Raw genomic sequence first — 20,409 nt, 5'->3', positions numbered from 1 at the left:
TCGTTCGTGCCGCTGCTTTAGACCGTGTGGGCGGTGCTGGCTAGTCTTAGAACCACTTGATCCAGCGCAGCAGGATATAAAGCAGGATGCCGATTACGACCATAGCCCCGCAGAGGATGAGAAATGCGTCCGGATTTGTGGTGCCCGGGACGCCGCCGACATTTACGCCGAACAATCCGGTTAAAAAACCCAAGGGCAAGAAGATCGCGGCAATGACGGACAGCACATAGCTGTTTTGCGCCAGTCGCCCGTCCTGTTGCAACTCCACATGGTCCGCGAGTGCGGTCAGGCGGTCGCCGACCTCGTGGACCTCGTCAACCGAGCGCCTTGCGCGGTTGGCCGTGTGGCGCAGTCGGTTGCGAAATGTCTTTGATATGAGGTGCGTGTCGATCTTTGACAACTCGTTGAGCGCCTCGGACAAAGGTCCGATATGGCGGCGTAATGTGATGACGGACCGTCGCAACGGGGCAAGGTCGGCTGGCGCAGGGCCGTTGTCGTCGTAGACCGAATTTTCCATTTCCTCGGCGCGATCTTCTAGATCAAGGGACACAGTCTCGATCCGGTCCACCAGCCGTTCGGTGATCCGCGCAATCAGACGGGCGGGCGTGTCGGGCGCGTCGCCTGTGATGATTTGTTCTTTGACCTCGTCGAGCGCGAAAATTCTTTGTTTTCTGACGGTCACAACCAAAGTTTGCGTGGCCCAGAGGCGCAGCGACACCATGTCTTCGACCTCTTGGCCGTCGTTCAGGTTGATGCCGCGCAGTGTCAGCAAAATCCCGTCATCGTGACTATCGACGCGGGGACGGGTGCGCAGCGCAAGCAGCGTGCGAAATGCCAAGGGGGGCAGATGCGCGGTGCACCAATCCTCTAGGCCGGGCGTGTTCAGGTCAAAATGCAACCACCGAAATGCAGCCCCATCGCAGGGCGTGATGTTTGTATCACTGGCTTCTTGGGCGGTGCCGTCGGTGAAAATGTCGATGACGGATACGGGGATGGGGTTAACCGACAAAATGTCCCTCCATTGTCAAAACAGCGTCGCCGGTGATCTTAATCGGGTGCGGATCACCCGCCAATGCGGCGGCTTTGATCCGCGACGGGCGCCCCATATCGTCGCCTTGATGAATGGTAAATGCCAGCGGTTTTCTTGCGATTTGGCTGAGCAGGGCGGTGATCGTCGCACATGCGCTGCCGGTCGCGGGGTCTTCGGGCATGTTGTCGAGCGGGGCAAACATGCGCGCATCTAGGTGGTCGCCATTCCGCACATAGGTAAAAACCGCAAAGTCGATGCCTGCGGGATAACGGGCTGCGCCGATTTTGCTCGCCTCTGCGACAGGATGGCAGGCCCGCAGATCATCGCGGGTTTTCAGTTCGACAAACACAAAGGCCAGCCCCAATGACGCTTGGGTCGGGACATGGGTTGCATTCGAAATTGCGTCTGGTTTCAATCCAATCGCCGCCGCGACCAGTTCTGGTTCGGGCGTCGCGATGATGTCGAGCGGGGCGCTGGTGGTGAAACTGGCGGTTTGGCCCGACACGTCGCAAGGGATCGGCCCGACGCCAAGTTCTAGCACCATCGGTCCCGTATGGCCGAGGTCAGACAGGCATACAGCGGTGCCAATGGTTGGATGCCCCGCAAATTGCAATTCGCGGGTGGGGGTGAAAATGCGGACTTTGGCCGTATGGGCAGGGTCCACTGCAGGATAGACAAAAGTCGTTTCCGAAAAGTTAAATTCGCGGGCGATTTTTTGCAGCTTGGCTTCGGGGATGTTAGTAGCGTCCGGAAATACAGCCAATGGATTGCCGCCAAAGGCCGCGTCGGTGAAAACGTCGTATACTCGGTAAGATGTCATTGGTCTGTCGCCCTGTTCAATATTGTTCAAAAGCATGATCAGCCACGACAGATTTTGCAAGTCACCTCAGATGAATGGCTGTTTGCGAAAGCAGGCTAGTCGCAGCCACGTCCCGCCCAGCGTTTTTGCCTGTGCGCCAGAGCCGAGCTTGAATCGCGCGACCCCTGGTGAGGCGGCCGTGTCCAATGTGCCCATGTCCAAGACCTGTGTGCCGAAGCTTTCCAGCGCATCCATTGCTTTCACCAAGCAGAGGTTGTGGGCATTGCACGCACGGCCCTCGGGTGAGGTCCAGCCGATGTGATATGTAGCCGACGCGCCGTGCCGCAAAAAGATCATCGCGGCAATCGGCACGGCAACTCGCGACGCAGTGACGATGATCGCTTGGCCCTTGTTCATCACGGAATAGGCTTGTGTCACGGCACTGGGCAGCGCGCGATATCCCCGCGCGGATTGCTGTTTTTCGTCCTCGTCCAGTAGCCATTTGTCTGTGGTGTGCTGATAACTGCGCATGGAAATGCGCAGATCGGCGGTTTCGGCTTTGCGCAGCGCATTGCGCCATTTGATCGACATCAGGGCGCGTCGCACGTCCGGCCCGTGCCGCAGGTCCATCACGGCGATGCTGGCGGGGGTCATGATTTGGCGGTAGCCCGCCGCCTTTAGCAGATGCGCAGGCATGTCTTCGGCATTGATCAGACGCACGTTTTGAGCGCGCAGAATGCATAGCGCGTCGTATTGATGTTTCTCGCTGGGTGGTTCCGGCCAATACGGACCGCGCGAAATCATCTTGAGCGATCGCCGAAATGGCCAGACGCGGCGGGTGAACACTTGTGCGGTGCCGCCGGCTGGCAGGGCATATGACGTCATGGGCCGCCCCATGCCAGCCAAAGCCTGCCCGAAATGCGGGTGTTGTTGCAACGGTTGGAAGGGCGGTGCGACAAATGTCGTTTGATCTAATTTCATGGCCTGAGTTAAACAGATCGAAACCTAATTACTGGTAAACTCTTGCTATGAAACATGCCGCGAAAGCAAAAATAAATCAGCATCGTGTCGCGGGCGTGATCGCCCTTAGTCCGCGCCCGACGAAATTGGCCGCCGCATTGATTGCGACGGCCATATCAATTCCGTTTGTCGTTATAGTGTGCGTGGTCGATCTGATGACCTAGCCCAATTGCACCAAGGCATGACGTTTCTTACCCGCGCTAAGTTTGATTGGCGCGGCCAGTGCTGCCGCGTCGATCATCAGGCCCGCGTTAGTCAGTGGCTCGTCATTCAGCTTTGCCCCGTTTTCAGAGATCAAGCGTTTCGCCGCTTTGCCGGAATCGGCAAGGCCGGCTTTGACGATGACTTGCACGATGGACATGCCGTCGCCGAGGTCTGCCGCCGATAGGGTCAGCGTTGGCAGGTCGTCACCGATGCCGCCTCTCTCGAATACTTCGCGTGCTGTGGCCTCGGCTGCTGCTGCCGCGTCTGCGCCGTGCAACAGGGTTGTGACCTCATTCGCGAGGATGATTTTCGCCGCGTTGATCTCGGACCCTTCCAACGCGCCAAGGCGGTCACATTCAGCAACAGGCAGTTCCGTGAAGATTTTCAGGAATTTGCCCGTGTCCGCGTCCGTTGTGTTGCGCCAGAACTGCCAGAATTCATAGGACGACAGCATTTCGTCGTTCAACCAGATCGCACCGCCTTGGGATTTGCCCATTTTGCGGCCATCAGACGTGGTCAACAATGGCGTCGTCAGCCCGTAAATTTCATGGTCCAGCACGCGCCGCGTCAGGTCGATCCCGTTGACGATGTTGCCCCATTGATCCGATCCGCCCATCTGCAGCAAACAACCGTAGCGGCGGTTCAGCTCAAGGAAGTCGTAGGCTTGCAAGATCATGTAGTTGAATTCGAGGAAAGACAGCGACTGTTCGCGGTCGAGCCGTGATTTCACGCTTTCAAACGACAACATGCGGTTGATCGAGAAATGCCGCCCGATGTCGCGCAGGAAGGATAGGTAGTTCAACCCGTCCAGCCATTCTGCGTTGTTCAGCATCATCGCGTCGTTATCCGCGTCGCCGTAGCTGAGGTATTTCGCGAAGACCTTTTCCAGACCGTCGATGTTGGACTGGATCGCCGCATCATCCAGCAACGGACGCTCATCGGACCGGAACGACGGATCGCCGACCTTTGTTGTGCCGCCGCCCATCAGGGTGATCGGCTTGTGGCCGCATTTCTGGAGCCAGCGCAGCATCATAATGTTCATCAAATGCCCGACGTGCAGCGATTTTGCCGTCGCGTCATAGCCGATATAAGCAGGCACAACCCCACGCGAAAAAGCATCATCAAGACCCTGATAGTCGGTACAATCGGCTAAAAAGCCGCGTTCCATCATGATTGCGATAAATTCGGACTTGGGGTGGTAGGTCATATCTTGTTCCCGGCTAGTGTGCAGTGCATCCTATAAGGCGCGTGGCTGGTTAGGGAAAGCACATGTTGAAGACAGGACGGATTCGGGCCGTGGGCGCGATGTCAGGGACATCGTTAGACGGTGTCGATGCCGCTGAAATTGTGACCGACGGTGTGTCGGTTTTTGAATTCGGACCAACGGCTTATCGGGCTTACTCTGATCAAGAGCGTGCTGTGTTGCGCGGTGGTTTGGGCAAATGGCAAGAAGACGACTTGGGCGATCTGCCCGAGTTGATCGAGACCACACATGCGCAGATATTGCATGATTTTAAGGATGCAGAGGTCGTGGGGTTCCACGGCCAGACGCTATCGCATGATCCACACGGGCGCGGCACGCATCAATGCGGCGACGGTGCTGTGCTGGCCGAAGTTTTGGGCAAACCTGTCGTGTGGGATTTTCGCAGTGCTGACGTGCGCTTGGGCGGTGAAGGTGCGCCGCTGGCCCCGTTTTTCCACTTTGCTTTGGCGAAATATATCAAGGCAGTTGCGCCGATTGCGTTTTTGAACCTTGGTGGTGTCGGTAATCTGACGTGGATTGACCCTACAGCAGAAAAACCCAATGACGATAGGGCGTTGCTGGCGTTTGATACCGGACCCGCAAATGCACCGCTGAATGATCTGATGCAGCTACGGCTGGGTCTGTCATGTGATGTAGGCGGGGCCTTGGCGGCGCAGGGGGATGTCGCGGATGATGTGGTTGAGCGGTTCTTGAACCACAGCTATTTCCACAAAATCCCGCCAAAGTCGTTGGACCGTGATGCGTTCATCGGCTTGGCAGCAGAGGTCGCGGATTTGTCCGATGCGGATGCCGCTGCGACTTTGACTGCCGTCTGTGCGATGAGCGTCGCACAAAGCATGACGCATTGCCCAAGCACGCCGAGCAAAGTTTTGGCGACGGGCGGCGGGCGACATAATCCGACATTAATGGCGATGTTATCCGCAGGGCTGGAGTGCCCCGTGGTGCCAGTTGAGGACGTCGGATTGGACGGCGATATGTTAGAGGCCCAAGCCTTTGCCTATCTTGCCGTCCGTGTCGCACGTGGGCTGCCCACGTCTTGCCGCACCACAACGGGCGTCAAGGCCGCAGTGTCTGGCGGCACCTTGTCGCGGCCCGTGTCGTCGACGTAAACCTACGCCACTGGCCCCAGATGGATGTTGAACCGTGCGCGGATCGCGGCATCTGTCTCGGGCGGGAATGGCACGGCAGTGGGTTTGCCAAGGATGGATTCCTTGCGGGCAATCGCACTTTGGATCAGGTCGGGTTTGTCACGCTCGACCCATTCTTTCGGCGAGGTCCGGTCGGCCACAACGGGGTAGACGTATTCGGTTTCCATCAGCCCCAGTGTTTGGTCGGTCCCTAGATAATGTCCCGGCCCACCAATGCAGACGTCGCGCATCGTCTCAATGCCCAGCGTCTCATCCGTGATTTCAATACCGCGCACGCAGCGCATCGCTTGGCCCAGTAGATCGTCGCCGAGGATCAGCGATTCAAAACAAAAGCCCAATAGTGACGCATGCATGCCAGCGGCTTCGTAAACCATGTTCAGCCCTGACAGGCCTGCCATGACGTTGGAACACATCTGTTCCCATCCGGCCTGCATGTCTGGCAGTTTTGCATCCGCAATGCCCGCCGCAGCACCGCCCGGTATGCCGAGGAAATGATGCATCTGGGCGCATCCGGCGGTCAGAAGGGCTTGTTCGCCCGAACCGCCTGACATTGCACCCGTGCGCAGGTCGGACACAAACGGCCATGTGCCAAAGATCGCCGTATGACCGGGTTTGATCGCGTTGACATAGACGACACCCGCCAGACATTCCGCGACAGCTTGCACGATTGCCCCCGCGATTGGAGCGGGGGCCGTCGCACCAGCTTGGCCCGCTGACAGCAACAACACCGGCATGCCGCCCGCGATGCAGTTTTCCATGACCAGACAGGATTCCGTGGCGAATTTCATTGGCGGCACAACAAAACAGTTCGAGTTCGACACAAAAGGCCGCGCCCGCCATTGGTCTTCACCACCTGCCATCAGGTGCAACATCTCAAGCGCATCAGCGGTGAAATCCGGTTCGGTGAACGAAACGCCCACGTGTTTGGCCGTGCCCGCACAACATGCATAGATCGTATTCAGGTCCATTTCGCGGTTATCGGTCACATCGCGGGCCACCATGGGCCGCTGGAGAAAGTGTATATTGTCGAGCTGTTGCACGATCCTTGCCGCATCATGCAAATCCTGCAACGTGCTTTCGCGGTAATGACGTCCCAGCACATCAACCATATGCACGGCCGCGCCCGCCGTGCCGTAATGCACCTTTGTGCCGCTCAGATGTAGGTCATGTAGAGGATCACGGGCATGTAGCGTGATTGCCTTGTTTGCCAGACCCAACATCTGCTCGACCAAGGCACGCGGGAACCGCAGCCGATTGTCGTCACCTAATATAGCACCCGCACGGGTCATCACGGCGACACCGCTTGGCGGCGCATCAGCAAGGCCGATCTGCTCAAGAGCTATCAGAGCGGTCTCGTAAATCCGTTCCATGTCTTGTTGGCTCAAGGGACGGTAGGTGCCGCCGGACATGCCTGCGCGGATCGGGCGCTTGGCTTCGGTCAAGGGGGCGGCGCGCATTGCGTGACGTGCCGCGCGGCCACCAGAGCGGGCAGGGCGTCCGCAGGCGGGTGAAATGGATTCATCTTTCATGGTGTGATCTTTCGCAGAATTCAGGAAAAAGGGGTGATCAGCCCCACTGTGGCCTGCCACGGGCCGCCCTGCCTCTGCGCGCACCGATGGTGCGGGTGATTCTCACGAATTTGGAAGCGTGATGCGTCATGGCGTCCTCTCCGATTGCACCAGTCTTGCGCAAAGCCAAAATCGATCTGTTCTAAATGCGACCTGATGTCGTGTTTGAACCACGGAAAAGTAGATTTTCGCACATTGATATGCGGTTCTCCGCACAGCCAGTGGCATATTTCAGCCATTTTGATCACGGACGCGAGAGGTGCCGATCACAGGCGCGTGAGGCCCTCTATCATTTTGGGAACGAATGACAAAGTTACGGGTTGTAGCCCCACAACGGAACTACCACAGAATTGGAAACTGATATGAAACGTACACTTACATCCGCCCTGATCGCAGCCCCACTGGTTGTAGCTGGCACATTCGCAACCGCTGGTGGTCTCGCTGAAGCCGTTGTCGCACCTGCGCCGGCACCTGTTGCAGTCGCACCTGTGATCATCGCTTCCGGCAAAGACTGGACTGGCGCATACGCTGGTTTGTCACTTGGCTACGGCGATGTTGACGCAGACGGCGTTGACGGCGACTTTGAAGGCACAACATTCGGCGGTCACGTCGGTTATAACTACGACCTCGGCAACGTGGTTCTGGGTGCTGAATTCGAAGCAATCGGCACAGACGATTTCACAAACGACGAAACTGGCCTTGAGCTGGACCAAGTTCTGCGCGCTAAAGTACGTGCAGGTTACGACGCTGGCAACTTCCTGCCATACGTTGCAGCCGGTGTAGCACAAGCAACTGTAGATGGTGACGAAGACGAAGGTTACTTCTACGGCGTTGGTGTTGATTACGCAGTATCCGACAGCTTCACAGTTGGTGCTGAGTACCTGCGTCACGAATTCGAAGAATTCAACGGCGGTGAAGGCGACATCTCAGCTGACACAGCTGCATTGCGCGTGTCTTACAACTTCTAAGACTACACATCTTCTTAGGAAGATTGACGGCGTCACTGTTCTGCAGTGGCGCCGTTGCGTTTTTCGGGGTGCTTATGTGTCGGTCATCATGGCGTCGATTTTAGCGCCGTCGATCCCATGGCCGAGTGACGTGAACCCGCCATTCCCGAACATCTCTTGCGCCGCATCGTAGATCGCGCGGTGGGTGATCCGCGCAAGGCTCGACCCGAGCGACAGCCGCGCGACGTTCAGTTTGGCGAATGCTGCGATGTCCATTTGTGTATAATCGCCCGCAATCAATGCGTTGACGGGCGCCGAGACAGCAGCGGTAATTTTTGCAAGATCAGCGGCGGTTTTTGGCATTGGCGCATAAAGGCAATCAGCGCCCGCCGCCTCAAAGGCTTGCAGTCGGCGGATCGCCTCGTCCACGTCGTATCGGTCCCACATAATTCCGTCAGCACGCGCTGTTAAAACAAAGTCGCGGGGCAGGGCGCGGGCAGCGCTTGCTGCCGCTTTAATCCGGTCCACGGCAAGGTCGAAATCATAGGCGTCCGTGGTCGCCGGGATAATATCCTCGATGCAAATCCCCGCCAGTCCGATTTCAGCAGCGAGCCTGACGGTTTCCGCGCACGTTTCGGGATCATCACCAAAGCCGTTCTCGAAATCGCCTTGGACGGGTAGTGGGGTCGCTGCCACGATGTCTTGCGCATGGGCCAAAGCCACATCGCGGGTCAATGTGCCTCCGTCAGCTTTGCCTTGCGTGAACGCATGGGCGGCGGACGACGTCGCCAGCGCCTGAGCGCCCAACCCCGCGAGCATTTTCGCCGACCCGATGTCCCACGCATTAGCGAGGATGAACGGTTTGCCGGGGATGTGAAGGGCGCGGAATGTGGCTCCGATATCGGTCATGGTCTGTCCTTGTCTGCGTATGATTTTTCAACGGCGATTAACCGATCTTTGCGCCACAACCCGCCGCCATATCCGGTCAATGATCCGTCAGCACCAATGATGCGGTGACATGGGATCAGGATCGCGATTTGGTTTGCTCCGTTTGCACGGGCGACGGCGCGGGTGGCGGTTGGGCGGTCGATAGTTTGCGCGATGTTGGTATAGCTTTGCGTGCGGCCAGCGGGGATTTTGCGCAAGGCATCCCAAACAGTTTGGGTAAACGGCGTGCCGTGGTAGGTCAGCGGGATTGTGAAGGTGGCAGAGCATCCTGCAAAGAAATCATCGAGTTCTGACTTCAGTTGATCAAAAATATCAAAATAACCGATACTGACGGGATGACGTGCATGCAGCTTTTTCAACTCGGTAGGCAGGGCTTTGCGGTCGGTGAACTCTAGCAGATGCAAGCTGTGTTGATCGGCCACCGCGACCATATCGCCCAGCGGTGTGGTGATCCATGTGGCCCTGAGCAGCGAGGTCGCAGGCAGATCACCGGGGCGGATGCCGAGCCAACGGGTAAAGGCGCGGCGAAAGGCCGATGCGCTCTCAAAACCTGCCGCGACCTGCGCATCAACCACGCGCCCTGCGGATAATTCGGTAAAGCCCAAAGCCAAACGGCGTTGCCGTGCGAGGTCAAGAAACGTCATGCCAAAGGCGCGTTTGAAGGCGCGGCGCACGGTGGATGGATCGAAACCGCGTGCGATCACGTCGCCTTCAGACCAACGGTGCTCGGGGTCCGCTTCAAGTGCAGTCAACAGGTCCGCAACGCTGGGATCAGCCATATCATGCAGCGGCTTGCACCGCTTACAAGGTCGGAACCCAGCCGCGATACAATCACCCGCAGCATCAAACCATTTGCAATTTTCAGGCTTCGGTTTGCGGGCAGGGCAGGACGGACGGCAGAAGATACCGGTCGTGGTCACACCGACCCAAGCACGCCCGTCATAGCCCGCATCACGGGCAATCAGGGCAGCATAAAGGACGTCATCAGGGGGAAGATCAAAGAGCATGTGACAACTCTAGACGATTCCCCCGAGGCGTGGCGTCTCTTTTCGGGCGTTACTTCTCGCTGATGCGCGATTTTGCGAAATTCACCAGACGGTTGATCGCATCGACGTAAGCCGCATCATCAATCGTCATCGCTACGCGGATATGGCCGGAGGCTGCGGCACCAAAGCTTTCGCCCGGCATCACCGCGATGTGTTCCTGGTCAAGCAAGGCATTGGCAAAGTCCCAGCTGCTTAAACCCGTCGCCCGAATATCCAACATCACATACATCGCACCCTGCGCAGGCACGATTTGCACGACGTTTTGACCCGCGAGGGCTGCCAATGTCAGATCGCGGCGGCGGCGGAACGGGGCGGCGACTTGGGTTTCCAACGCTTCGCCTGCGTTCAACGCGAACAAAGCCGCGTCTTGGATAAAGCCCGGCACGCCGTAGTTGGTGTTCGTGGCGAGGTTAATCAAATGTTCGGTCATATCTTCAGGCGCACAAATCCAGCCAACACGGCTGCCTGTCATTGCGTGGCTTTTCGACATTGATCCGACGACCATCGTGCGTGCGGCCATATCGGGCAGGGCGCGGGGCGAGAGGTGGTCGCCGTCCCATACTTGGGTATCGTACACTTCGTCAGAGATCAGCCACAGGTCATGATCTTTGCAGACCTGTGCGATGCCGTCCAAGGTGTCGCGGCTGTAGACAACGCCTGTTGGATTGTTGGGGGTGTTGATCAGCAGGGACTTGGCGCGGGGATCGGATGCCGCCGCTGCCAGTTCCGCGATTTGCGGTTGGAAATCATTCTCGGGCGTGGCTGCAATGGCCACAGGCACGCCGCCCACACCGCGCACGGTGCCGGGGTAGGTCGCATAATGCGGGTCGATGAATAAAGCGGTGTCGCCGTGATCCAAAGCCGCCAAATGCGTCGCATAAAGCGCGGACTGACCACCGGGTGTAATCATGATGTTGGCGCGTGTTGTAGGCACTCCAGTTCGCGACTGGATACGCGCCGCCACTGCATCGCGCAGCGCATTGGTGCCGGGGATCGTCGCGTAGCCAGTATGACCACCTTTAGCCGATGCGTGCATTGCGTCTAAGATACTGGCATCGGTGCGAATATCATGTTCGCCGATTGTCAGTTCCGTGATTTTAACGCCATCCGCGATCATCTTGCGGGACCGATTGAAAAGCCCCCAACCGTCGTCGCCAGTGCCGTTAATTGTATTGAGTCTATTTGATACTTGCATGCCGCCAATGGGCCTTGGCGGCAGGGTATTGTCAAGCAGGTGTTGGAACGCCGCGACTACGGGCCTTGGAACAACCAGCGATGCACAAACGACAGTTTTTTACGCGACTTATCGGTCAACACGAAGGGATAGAGATCGGCCAACCCCATCGACCTGTTCACGTGATTAATTTTGATCGTCAACTCGGCGGCAAAGGTCGTCAGCTTGTCCCCGTTGGGTTCCTTATAGGGGTCCCAGCCGCCTTTGGGCGCATGCGGGGCAGACAGGTTCGTCGCCAGAAAGCTATCGGCGATGTCGATCAAATGCAGCATGTGGGCGGTGGTTTCAGCCCAATCTTCATGCGGATGGGACGAGGCATAGGGCGTCAGATAGCTGTCCTGCCAATCCAAAGGCGGGCCGTCGGCGTAATGCTTTTTCAACGCAACGCCGTAATCCGCCTGTTCGTCACCGAACAAAGCCCGAAATTCTGTCAGGAATGTCGTCGAGATGCTTAGACGCCACCACAACATATGTGCAATCTCATGGCGCATATGGCCGATCATCGTGCGGTAGTTTTCGCCCAAGTCTTCGCGGCGCTCGGCCCGCAGTACAGGATCGGATTCGTCGATGTTGATAGTCACGACACCCGTGTGATGCCCCATGACGACAGGCTTCACACCTTCGGCAAGCATGTGGAAAATCGGGCGTGCGCCTGTGTCTGTGTCGGTAAACCACCCCCATTGGCGCAGGTTATCCAGCACCCAGCGTTTGGCTTCTTCGGTCTTGCCCCAGTTCTCGACGGCATCGGGCAGAGACGCGTCTGGCGACATCGCGGTCATGGCGCAGGACACGCACAGCGCATCGGGGCCAGTGGCCACCCAGTTGCAGCCGATCAATTCGCGGTTTTTGCAGAACAGAGCTTCGGCCACGAATTCCCGTGCAACGGGATCGTAGGCGACAGGAATATTCTCTGGCGCGAGAAGGTTGTCGAAATAGATGGTGCCGTCACCAGCAGGATTCTGAAATATGTGCATGTCACGACGCTAGCGCCGTGCCGTGCGCAAGTCGAGATAAACGATGCGGCAACTAGGGCAACTCCTGCACAAATATAGGACGTTTACCGCCTATTGATCGGTGGCGGGGCGGGTGTGAACCGTCTCGCAGGCTCTATGATCGACAAGCGACGCCAGCACGTCGCAATGTTTGGCGATGCCGGCGCCGTTGCAACCTTGGGTGATGCGGCTGGGTTCCTGTCATCCGCCGTGCAGATATGCGCCAAGCATTGACGGAAAAGCGGGCTACAGCGCGTCACGCACACGCTTGGTCAGGCCCTTGCGGACAATATCATACGAGGTTGCGATACGGTGCGCGGCCTCATCGCTGTCCACGTCCATGCTGACCAATACCCATGATTTATGGAAATAGGGGGCTTTGGTCGCGGCACCTGCGTCGATCAGCATCTGTGCTGTCTCGATGCTGTCAGTCTTGGTGCAGAACCCGTCGATACGGTCGCCAAAGCAGACGAACATCTTGCCGCCGACCTTCCAGCTATCCAGTTCAGTCGTCGGATCGGCGGCGGTGGCGCCCGCGTGGGTTTTGCAAAGTGCGTCGATGTCATCGCGTGTCATGGGCTGCATCCTGTGGTGTGTGACGAAACACTAGACGAGGTGCGGACCTCCTGCTAGTCATTGCGCTATGAAGAGCCACCGCATCATTATTTGCTGTATTATTATTTCCTGCTGACTTCGTCGCGGGCTGCTCTTTCACGTTTCATCTGATCCTTGAAGTCGTTATGCCCGCAGGCGAAAACCGTTTGCCCGTGTGTGGGCCAAGATAGGTGAAGATATGACGATCAAACTGCACAACACCGCGACCCGCCGCAAAGAGGACTTTGTCCCGATTAATCCTGACGATGTGCGGATGTATGTCTGTGGACCAACGGTCTATGATCGGGCGCATCTGGGTAATGCGCGGCCTGTGTTGGTGTTTGATATTTTGTACCGTCTGCTGCGACACGAGTATGGTGCGGAACATGTGACCTATGTGCGTAATTTCACTGACGTAGATGATAAGATCAACGCTAGGGCTGCGCAAAGCGGGCGGTCAATCGGTGAGATCACTGCAGAGACGACGCAGTGGTATCTGGATGATATGGCGGCGATTGGGGCGTTAGAACCGTCGATCAAGGGTGTGGACCATCAACGCGCGATGCCACGCGCGACGCAGTGGATCGCACCGATGATCGCGATGATCGAGGATTTGATCGCCAAGGGGCATGCCTACGAGGCCGAAGGTCACGCGCTATTCGCGGTGGAAAGCTATACAGAATACGGTGCACTGTCGGGCCGTAGCGTCGATGACATGATCGCGGGTGCGCGGGTCGAAGTGGCACCCTACAAGCGCAATCCGATGGATTTTGTGCTGTGGAAACCGTCAACGGACGACCAACCCGGTTGGGATAGCCCGTGGGGCCGTGGGCGTCCGGGCTGGCATATTGAATGTTCCGCGATGGCCTATGAATTGCTGGGGGATCGTTTTGACATCCACGGCGGCGGCAACGACCTGCAATTCCCGCACCACGAGAACGAGATCGCGCAGTCAAAATGCGCGGGACATGGGTTCGCGAACTACTGGCTGCACAACGAGATGCTACAGGTCGAGGGCAAGAAGATGTCAAAGTCGCTGGGCAATTTCTTTACGGTCCGCGATCTGCTGGAGCAGGGTGTCTCGGGCCTAGTGATACGCTTTGTGATGCTATCGACGCATTACCGCAAACCAATGGACTGGACTGCGGAAAAGAAAGAAAATGCGGAAACGACGTTAAATAAGTGGGCAACACAATCGGGCTTGAATTTAATTGATTATCAACCTGAGAGAATAAAGATTGAAGACGCCGATGCTGAAGTTGTTTCTGCCTTGTCGGATGATCTGAACACTCCACTCGCTATCGCTAGATTGCATGTAATTTTCAAGGAAGCCAAGAAAGACACGAGTAAATTTGTCGCGTTTGCAGCCTCTCTCAAATTGTTAGGTCTTTTGCCCAAGATCGTATCTCAATCTAACCTCTCTGATTTAGAGAATGCCAAACGGAAAGAAGTCCAAGAAAGCCATGCAAGAGCTGAGGTTATCATTGGTGAGATTATTCGGCTCCGCAACGATGCTAAACAAATGAAAGATTATGAAAAAGCTGACCGATTGAGGGATCAGCTTTTAGAGGCAGGGGTTATTCTGACGGATACCGCGCAAAAAGGCCAAATGTATAAATTTGAGCCTGATTTTGATCCTGCGAAGCTGGAGGGGTTGTTATGACGATTTTTCGCGAAAAATCGGGCGAATTTTCGCGAAAATTCGGTGTGGGAGGCCAATGCCTATGACCAAAGAACGCCTGTATCTGTACGACACCACGTTGCGCGATGGCCAGCAAACGCAGGGCGTCCAGTTCTCGACCGCTGAAAAGCAGCGCATTGCCGAGATGCTCGACGCGCTTGGTGTCGATTATATTGAGGGCGGCTGGCCGGGGGCGAACCCGACGGATAGCGACTTTTTCGATGCGGCCCCCAAAACCCGCGCGACGATGACCGCGTTTGGGATGACCAAACGGGCCGGACGCTCTGCGGAAAACGACGATGTTCTGGCCGCTGTGATGAATGCAAATACGCCTGCAATTTGTCTGGTGGGCAAGTCGAGCGCATTTCATGTGACCGACGCGCTTGGCATTACATTGGCCGAGAATACCGAGAATGTGTCGGGCAGTTTTCAGCATATTGTGGGGCAGGGGCGCGAGGCTTTGTTTGATGCGGAACACTTCTTTGACGGGTATAAGACAAACCGTGATTACGCGCTTGAGGCTATTCACGCCGCGTATGATGCGGGCTGTCGCTGGATTGTGCTGTGCGACACAAATGGTGGCACGCAACCTGCCGAGATCAGCCGGATTATTGGCGAAGTGATCGCGAGCGGCATTCCGGGCGATCATCTGGGCATCCACACGCATAACGATACGGAACAAGCGGTGGCGGGATCGCTGGCCGCTGTTTTGGCCGGCGTGAGGCAGGTGCAAGGCACATTGAACGGCCTTGGCGAACGCTGCGGCAATGCGAACCTGACGGCGATCATTCCGACGTTGTTGTTGAAAGAACCGTTTGCGAGCCTGTTCGAGACGGGTGTGACGCGCGATGCGCTCAAGGGTCTGCGCAAAGTGTCGCGCAGCTTGGACGATATATTGAATCGTGTGCCCGCGAAACAGGCCGCTTTTGTAGGGGCTTCGGCCTTTGCGCACAAAGCGGGACTGCATGCGAGTGCGATTCTGAAAAATCCCACGACATACGAACACATCGACCCCGCACTGGTCGGCAACACCCGTATCGTGCCGATGTCGAACCAAGCGGGTCAGTCGAACCTGCGCAAGCGGTTGACCGACGCAGGGCTAGTCGTGGAAAAAGGCGATCCGGCGCTGACACGCATTCTGGACCGGATCAAAGAACAAGAGGCGCGGGGCTATTCATACGATACGGCACAGGCGAGCTTTGAGCTGTTGGCCCGCGAAGAGCTAAACCAATTGCCATCATTCTTTGAGGTCAAACGCTACCGCGTCACGGTCGAACGCCGCCGCAACAAACGCGGTCAGATGGTGTCGCTGTCCGAAGCCGTGGTTGTGGTTAAGATCGACGGCGACAAGGTACTGAACGTGTCCGATAGCTTGGGCGAGGACGGATCGGATCAGGGTCCAGTCAACGCGCTGAACCGCGCGTTGAGCAAGGATTTAGGCAAATATCAGCACATCATCGACGACATGCGTTTGGTCGATTTCAAAGTGCGGATCACCAACGGCGGCACCGAAGCCGTCACCCGCGTTATTATCGACAGCGAAGACGGGCAGGGCAAACGCTGGTCCACCGTGGGGGTGTCTGCGAACATTGTGGATGCGTCGTTCGAGGCGCTGCTGGATGCGATCAATTGGAAGTTGGTGCGTGATGCGGATGTCTGAGATTTGAGTTGTTTAGGCGAAATGAAGGGGCGGACATGTCTTTAGATGCCCAATCCGTAAACGCCTGTGCGGCGCTGGTTGAAGCGGGTGATCCTGAACGGTTTCTGGCGGCGATGGCGGCTCCTGTCGATGTGCGGGCGCGGTTATTTGTGCTGTATGCGCTGAATTTAGAAGTCGCAAAGGCGCCCTTTGTGACCAAAGAGCCGATGATCGCTGAGATGCGGTTGCAGTTCTGGCGTGATGTTGTGGCAGATGCTGTCGCTGGCAAGGCGGTGCGGGCGCATGAGGTTGCGGCACCGTTGGCGGGATTGATTGCAGAGGCTGGTTTGGACGCGGAGGTGTTGGATCAGATGATTGCTGCCCGCAGGTTTGATATTTATCCCAACGACGCGGGTCAGGTTGGCTTTGATCTGGACGTTTATTTGCGGCGCACGGCGGGGCATTTGATGGGGTTGTCGGCTGCCGCTTGTGGTGTGGATGATGCCGCGGCCACGGATGTTGGCGAGGCGATGGGCATTGCGCTCTGGCTCCGTGCCGTGCCGGATTTGGTGGGGCACAAGCGTGTAGCGGCGGATGATCTGGACAGTGATGTTTTGATTGCGCGGGCCGAACGGGGGCTCAAGCTGCTGAATACGCACAAAGCAGTGCGGTTTGGTGATGCCGTGCCCGCGCTACGGGCGGCATGGATGACCGCCCCGATTTTGCGTCAGGCGATTGCTGATCCGCGCCGTGTTGTGGACGGCAGTCTTGGGCTGTCGGACTTTCGCAAGAAAGGCAGCTTGGTTTGGCGTAGCCTTGTGGGCCGCTGGTAGATCAGTCGATCCGCTGCTTGCCGCGCAACGCCAGCCAGCCCAGCGACCCTGCCGCCAATAGCAAGAACGGCACCATTGCATAGTTGACCGCGGTCCAGCCTTCGACGGGTGTGCCGCCAGAGCAGTTCATCAAGCCACCTGATGCGATGGACGCGATGGTCACAAAACCGAACACCAGCATATCGTTCATGCCTTGCACAACGCCGCGTTCTTCTGGACGGTGGGCCTCGGCCAGCATGGATGTTGCGCCGATGAAGCCAAAGTTCCAACCGAGGCCCAGCAGGATGAGCCCGAGATAGAAGCTCCAGAGGGCGGGATCGCCGCCGCCAATTTCAATGCCAAAGAGCGAGGCAGATCCGGCTCCGGCGAGGATCACGAGGCCCGTGCCGATGATCTTTTCGACCCCGAATTTCGCAATCAGGTGGCCTGTAAAGAAGGACGGTGCAAACATCGCCAGCACATGCGCAGAAACGATGTCATTTGCGTCCGATGCTGTGAAGCCGCAGCCGACAACAGCCAGCGGTGTTGAGGTCATCACGAGGTTCATCAGCGAATAGCTGACCATGCCGCAGATGATCGCCACGACGATGCGCGGATCACGCAAAAGGTCGCGGCGCGAGCGGCCTTTGACGATGGCCACAGAGGGCGTGCTATTGGTGCCCTTGGGCAGATCAAGCCCAAAGAACAGAAGCAAGCCGAAGAGGTTCAAAAAGATGATTGCGATGTAAGTGCCGAGGAACGGGACAACGTAGAGATCACTGACCAGTTTGTTCAACTGCGGCCCGAAAATCGCCGACATGAGGCCGCCTGCCATGACGTAGGAAATCGCTTTGGGGCGAAACGTATCTGACGCGCTATCTGCGGCTGCGAAACGGTAAAAACCCTGTGCGGACATGTAAATACCCGTGAGGTATGACCCAATCAGCAGGATCATGAACGACTGTGTATATAGACCGTAGGCCGCGACCGCCGCACCCGATGCACCGCCCAGCGCCCCGATGATAAACCCGAACCGTCGGCCGCGGCGCTGCATCAGCGGACTGATCCACGGCGCAGTGGTCATTGAGCCAAACACAATGAACGAAATCGGCAGCGTCGCCAAACACGGGTTTGACGTCAGCATACTGCCCGCAAGCCCGCCAATCACGAAGATCATCGGCATCTGTGCGCCCAAAATTGCTTGGGCAATTACCAGAACGGCTACGTTACGCTTGGCGCGGCTATCGGAAATATCTGTCATGCGATATTCGTTAGACTTGAGATTGGGTGGTGTCCAGAGGCCGCGTTACGCGCGGTCAATGATATGGGCAAACGACCCGCTGACACGGCCGGATATCAGACCCATATCGGCGAGCGTGTCGCCCATTGCATCTTGCGCTTGGAACAACGATTGGCCTGTGGCGGACGTGGTTGTCGCGTAATGGAATTCGTGCGCGGTCCATGATCCGGCGAAGGGGCCAGTGGATGCGGTGATGCTGCGGTAGCCGAGGTGGAGTTTGCGTTTTGCAAACGACGTGTTGAGCGCGAGCAGTCCCGCCATTTTGTGGCGGTGGCCATCGGCGTCGGTTAACGTTTCGCCCAGCGCCATGTAGCCACCGCATTCGCCGTAGATGTCGGTGGTTTTAGCGGCAGTCTGGAGGCTGGTCAGAAAACGTGTGTTGCTGGCCAATCGCGCTGCGTGCAATTCGGGGTAGCCGCCTGGCAGGTAGATCAGGTCAGCGGCGGGGACAGGATCATTGGCGAGCGGCGAGAACGTCTGGATAGTTGCCCCAGCAGATTGCCAGTCATCCAACAGATGCGGATAGGCGAATGCAAAAGCCGCATCGCGTGCGATTGCGATGGACTGTGCCGGCGGCGTGATCCGTGTGGTGGGGGCTCCGCTCAGCGGCGACAGCTTGGGCAGCAAAGTCAGATCGAGATGCTCGCGCACGATGTCAGCGGCTTGCGATAAATATCGGTCAAGATCGGGACGTTCTTGGGCTTGGACAAGACCGAGGTGGCGCGACGGTTGAACGAGCGCCGTGTTACGCGGGATCGCACCGATGACGGAAATGCCCGTGTCGCGCAAGGCGTGGCGCAGCATGGCCTCATGGCGCGGCGAGCCCACTTTGTTCAGGATCACGCCCGCGATGGTGATGCTGGGATCATGGATCGCGAACCCTTTGACGATGGGCGCGATGGATTGCGCCATGCGCGACGCATCAACGACCAAGACCACAGGCAAGTTCAACTGGCGGGCCAGATCGGCGCAGGCGCCTTTGCCGTCAGGCGGCGCACCGTCGAACAAGCCCATGGCACCTTCAACGATCAAGGGCGATCCGCTGGCGAGAGATTGGATGCGATCCGCTGACATCGCCCAAGCATCAAGGTTCAGGCAGGGCTGACCGCAAGCGGCTTCGTGAAACCGTGGATCGATGTAATCAGGGCCGGACTTTGCGCCGCGCAGGGTGATGCCATCTTGGGACAATGCACGCAGCAGGCCAAGCGTGATTGTGGTTTTGCCAGAGCCGGACGCGGGGGCTGCAATCAGAAAACTCATCTGGCGACGGGGGCCGATTTTTCTAGAAAAATCGTACAAATTTTCGCGAAAATTTGGTCGTACCTCACGAGGGGGACTCGGCTGGTTTACCGCGCCCCAATGGATCGAGGTTGCGCGGCGGGATGCCTGCGGCCATGCCTTGCCAGTCCAACACTTGCCGCATCAAGACGGATGCGCCGACGCAGATGATCGCGGGCGGCTCCATTCGGGACGTCGCGATGTCGTCCACGATGCTCCCAAGTGTTGTCTCTAACACCCGTTGCTCTGTGGTCGTCGCACTTGTTACCACGGCGACAGGTTCGGATTTTGGGCGTCCCGCTGAAATCAGTTTCGCGCTGATCTGCGCGATATGTTTCATGCCCATATAGATCACCAACACTTGCGATCCATCGCTGATCGCTTGCCAGTTCAGTGATCCAGTCGCGTTACCCGATTGGTCGTGTCCGGTGATGAACGTGACCGACTGGTTCACGTCGCGGTGTGTTACTGGAATTCCGGCGTAGGCCAAGCCGCCGATACCCGCTGAAATGCCCGGAATGATACGGACGGGGACGTTATGTTGGACGAGGGTTTGGGCTTCTTCGCCACCACGCCCGAATACAAACGGATCACCGCCTTTGAGGCGCAGCACACGTTTGCCAGCGCGGGCTAATTCCACCAATTGCAGCGAAATATCGCGTTGCACTGCGGACGGTTTTCCGCCGCGTTTGCCTGCGTAGATGTGCTCGGCTTGCGGGGCCCAATCAAGGATCGCCTCTTGCACTAACGCGTCATAAATCACCACATCCGCTTGGCGCAGCGCGTTCAGTGCATGCAACGTCAGCAACCCCGGATCACCCGGTCCGGCACCACAAAGCCACACCCATCCGGGTTCAAGTTGCGGCCATTCGTGGGCGGGCAGGGAAATTGTCTGTGTCATACGC

Annotated in this window: 19 protein-coding genes; 6 read left to right on the top strand and 13 right to left on the bottom strand. The window is 57.5% G+C overall.

Going from position 1 to position 20,409, the window contains the following annotated elements; genetic code table 11:
• Positions 1–46 precede the first annotated feature (46 nt).
• From FHS72_RS06300 to tyrS, 4 genes are all read right to left on the bottom strand, one after another.
• Positions 47–1,009, bottom strand: coding sequence for a zinc transporter ZntB (locus FHS72_RS06300; protein ID WP_183527218.1), 963 nt, complete (start codon positions 1,007–1,009; stop codon positions 47–49).
• Positions 999–1,850, bottom strand: coding sequence for a PhzF family phenazine biosynthesis protein (locus FHS72_RS06295; protein ID WP_183527216.1), 852 nt, complete (start codon positions 1,848–1,850; stop codon positions 999–1,001). The genes FHS72_RS06300 and FHS72_RS06295 overlap by 11 nt, the downstream gene beginning before the upstream one ends.
• A 66-nt stretch (positions 1,851–1,916) precedes the next feature.
• Entirely contained in the window at positions 1,917–2,810 is an 894-nt protein-coding gene (locus FHS72_RS06290) for a GNAT family N-acetyltransferase (protein WP_183527214.1), read from the bottom strand.
• 199 nt (positions 2,811–3,009) lie between these two features.
• Positions 3,010–4,260: a tyrosine--tRNA ligase gene (gene tyrS / locus FHS72_RS06285; RefSeq protein ID WP_183527212.1), complete on the bottom strand. Its 1,251-nt coding sequence runs from the start codon at positions 4,258–4,260 to the stop codon at positions 3,010–3,012.
• Between the two features lie 62 nt (positions 4,261–4,322).
• Here tyrS and FHS72_RS06280 point away from each other — a divergent pair, with 62 nt between their 5' ends.
• Positions 4,323–5,426, top strand: a complete 1,104-nt coding sequence (locus FHS72_RS06280) for an anhydro-N-acetylmuramic acid kinase (protein WP_183527210.1) — start codon at positions 4,323–4,325, stop codon at positions 5,424–5,426.
• A 2-nt stretch (positions 5,427–5,428) separates the two neighbouring features.
• Here FHS72_RS06280 and FHS72_RS06275 read toward each other — a convergent pair whose 3' ends face one another.
• Positions 5,429–6,994 (bottom strand): trimethylamine methyltransferase family protein, encoded by a 1,566-nt coding sequence (locus tag FHS72_RS06275; RefSeq protein ID WP_183527208.1) that lies wholly within the window; start codon positions 6,992–6,994, stop codon positions 5,429–5,431.
• Positions 6,995–7,395: 401 nt separating this feature from the next.
• Between FHS72_RS06275 and FHS72_RS06270 the strand changes: the two genes are divergently transcribed.
• A complete protein-coding gene (locus FHS72_RS06270) occupies positions 7,396–8,001 on the top strand; it encodes an outer membrane protein (RefSeq protein WP_183527206.1) in 606 nt (201 codons plus the stop codon).
• Between the two features lie 72 nt (positions 8,002–8,073).
• Here FHS72_RS06270 and FHS72_RS06265 read toward each other — a convergent pair whose 3' ends face one another.
• From FHS72_RS06265 to FHS72_RS06250, 4 genes are read right to left on the bottom strand one after another with little or no spacing between them, the layout of a single operon-like run.
• Positions 8,074–8,889 (bottom strand): isocitrate lyase/PEP mutase family protein, encoded by an 816-nt coding sequence (locus FHS72_RS06265; RefSeq protein WP_183527204.1) that lies wholly within the window; start codon positions 8,887–8,889, stop codon positions 8,074–8,076.
• Positions 8,886–9,935: a bifunctional transcriptional activator/DNA repair enzyme AdaA gene (locus FHS72_RS06260; RefSeq protein ID WP_183527202.1), complete on the bottom strand. Its 1,050-nt coding sequence runs from the start codon at positions 9,933–9,935 to the stop codon at positions 8,886–8,888. Before FHS72_RS06260 ends, FHS72_RS06265 begins: the two co-directional genes overlap by 4 nt.
• A gap of 49 nt (positions 9,936–9,984) precedes the next feature.
• On the bottom strand, positions 9,985–11,169 hold the full coding sequence (locus tag FHS72_RS06255) for a pyridoxal phosphate-dependent aminotransferase (RefSeq protein WP_183527200.1): 1,185 nt from the start codon (positions 11,167–11,169) through the stop codon (positions 9,985–9,987).
• 56 nt (positions 11,170–11,225) lie between these two features.
• Positions 11,226–12,182, bottom strand: coding sequence for a zinc-binding metallopeptidase family protein (locus FHS72_RS06250; protein WP_183527198.1), 957 nt, complete (start codon positions 12,180–12,182; stop codon positions 11,226–11,228).
• Between the two features lie 114 nt (positions 12,183–12,296).
• Between FHS72_RS06250 and FHS72_RS06245 the strand changes: the two genes are divergently transcribed.
• Positions 12,297–12,434 carry a hypothetical protein gene (locus FHS72_RS06245; protein ID WP_183527195.1) on the top strand — a complete coding sequence of 46 codons (138 nt, stop codon included), beginning with the start codon at positions 12,297–12,299 and terminating at the stop codon, positions 12,432–12,434.
• A gap of 12 nt (positions 12,435–12,446) precedes the next feature.
• Here the strand turns inward: FHS72_RS06245 and FHS72_RS06240 are convergent, their stop codons facing one another.
• Positions 12,447–12,776 (bottom strand): MmcQ/YjbR family DNA-binding protein, encoded by a 330-nt coding sequence (locus FHS72_RS06240; RefSeq protein WP_183527192.1) that lies wholly within the window; start codon positions 12,774–12,776, stop codon positions 12,447–12,449.
• A 217-nt stretch (positions 12,777–12,993) separates the two neighbouring features.
• Between FHS72_RS06240 and cysS the strand changes: the two genes are divergently transcribed.
• The 3 genes from cysS (at position 12,994) to FHS72_RS06225 (ending at position 16,947) form a co-directional block, all read left to right on the top strand.
• Positions 12,994–14,457, top strand: a complete 1,464-nt coding sequence (cysS, locus tag FHS72_RS06235; protein ID WP_183527189.1) for a cysteine--tRNA ligase — start codon at positions 12,994–12,996, stop codon at positions 14,455–14,457.
• Positions 14,458–14,518: 61 nt separating this feature from the next.
• The gene (cimA, locus tag FHS72_RS06230) at positions 14,519–16,135 is read left to right on the top strand and encodes a citramalate synthase (RefSeq protein WP_183527187.1); all 1,617 of its coding nucleotides are present in this window, start codon (positions 14,519–14,521) and stop codon (positions 16,133–16,135) included.
• 35 nt (positions 16,136–16,170) lie between these two features.
• A complete protein-coding gene (locus tag FHS72_RS06225) occupies positions 16,171–16,947 on the top strand; it encodes a squalene/phytoene synthase family protein (protein WP_183527184.1) in 777 nt (258 codons plus the stop codon).
• 1 nt (position 16,948) lies between these two features.
• On the opposite strand, the gene FHS72_RS06220 is transcribed toward FHS72_RS06225, so the two are convergent.
• From FHS72_RS06220 to cobA, 3 genes are all read right to left on the bottom strand, one after another.
• Entirely contained in the window at positions 16,949–18,187 is a 1,239-nt protein-coding gene (locus tag FHS72_RS06220) for an MFS transporter (RefSeq protein ID WP_183527181.1), read from the bottom strand.
• Positions 18,188–18,232: 45 nt separating this feature from the next.
• Entirely contained in the window at positions 18,233–19,486 is a 1,254-nt protein-coding gene (locus tag FHS72_RS06215) for a cobyrinic acid a,c-diamide synthase CobB (protein ID WP_183527177.1), read from the bottom strand.
• Positions 19,487–19,550: 64 nt separating this feature from the next.
• Complete coding sequence (cobA, locus tag FHS72_RS06210) at positions 19,551–20,405, bottom strand: uroporphyrinogen-III C-methyltransferase (RefSeq protein ID WP_183527174.1); 855 nt, start codon at positions 20,403–20,405, stop codon at positions 19,551–19,553.
• Positions 20,406–20,409 lie beyond the last annotated feature (4 nt).

The sequence above is a fragment of the Yoonia ponticola genome, from assembly GCF_014199395.1.
Taxonomy (GTDB): Bacteria; Pseudomonadota; Alphaproteobacteria; order Rhodobacterales; family Rhodobacteraceae; genus Yoonia; species Yoonia ponticola.
The sequence above is the reverse complement of the archived record's forward strand: the minus strand, read 5'-3'. Positions and strand labels throughout refer to the sequence as shown.

Coding starts and splice junctions, on each gene's coding strand:
- FHS72_RS06295 (WP_183527216.1), bottom strand. CDS start 1,850: ATGACATCTTACCGAGTATACGACGTTTTCACCGACGCGGCCTTTGGC.
- FHS72_RS06290 (WP_183527214.1), bottom strand. CDS start 2,810: ATGAAATTAGATCAAACGACATTTGTCGCACCGCCCTTCCAACCGTTG.
- tyrS (WP_183527212.1), bottom strand. CDS start 4,260: ATGACCTACCACCCCAAGTCCGAATTTATCGCAATCATGATGGAACGC.
- FHS72_RS06280 (WP_183527210.1), top strand. CDS start 4,323: ATGTTGAAGACAGGACGGATTCGGGCCGTGGGCGCGATGTCAGGGACA.
- FHS72_RS06275 (WP_183527208.1), bottom strand. CDS start 6,994: ATGAAAGATGAATCCATTTCACCCGCCTGCGGACGCCCTGCCCGCTCT.
- FHS72_RS06270 (WP_183527206.1), top strand. CDS start 7,396: ATGAAACGTACACTTACATCCGCCCTGATCGCAGCCCCACTGGTTGTA.
- FHS72_RS06265 (WP_183527204.1), bottom strand. CDS start 8,889: ATGACCGATATCGGAGCCACATTCCGCGCCCTTCACATCCCCGGCAAA.
- FHS72_RS06260 (WP_183527202.1), bottom strand. CDS start 9,935: ATGCTCTTTGATCTTCCCCCTGATGACGTCCTTTATGCTGCCCTGATT.
- FHS72_RS06255 (WP_183527200.1), bottom strand. CDS start 11,169: ATGCAAGTATCAAATAGACTCAATACAATTAACGGCACTGGCGACGAC.
- FHS72_RS06250 (WP_183527198.1), bottom strand. CDS start 12,182: ATGCACATATTTCAGAATCCTGCTGGTGACGGCACCATCTATTTCGAC.
- FHS72_RS06240 (WP_183527192.1), bottom strand. CDS start 12,776: ATGACACGCGATGACATCGACGCACTTTGCAAAACCCACGCGGGCGCC.
- cysS (WP_183527189.1), top strand. CDS start 12,994: ATGACGATCAAACTGCACAACACCGCGACCCGCCGCAAAGAGGACTTT.
- cimA (WP_183527187.1), top strand. CDS start 14,519: ATGACCAAAGAACGCCTGTATCTGTACGACACCACGTTGCGCGATGGC.
- FHS72_RS06225 (WP_183527184.1), top strand. CDS start 16,171: ATGTCTTTAGATGCCCAATCCGTAAACGCCTGTGCGGCGCTGGTTGAA.
- FHS72_RS06220 (WP_183527181.1), bottom strand. CDS start 18,187: ATGACAGATATTTCCGATAGCCGCGCCAAGCGTAACGTAGCCGTTCTG.
- FHS72_RS06215 (WP_183527177.1), bottom strand. CDS start 19,486: ATGAGTTTTCTGATTGCAGCCCCCGCGTCCGGCTCTGGCAAAACCACA.
- cobA (WP_183527174.1), bottom strand. CDS start 20,405: ATGACACAGACAATTTCCCTGCCCGCCCACGAATGGCCGCAACTTGAA.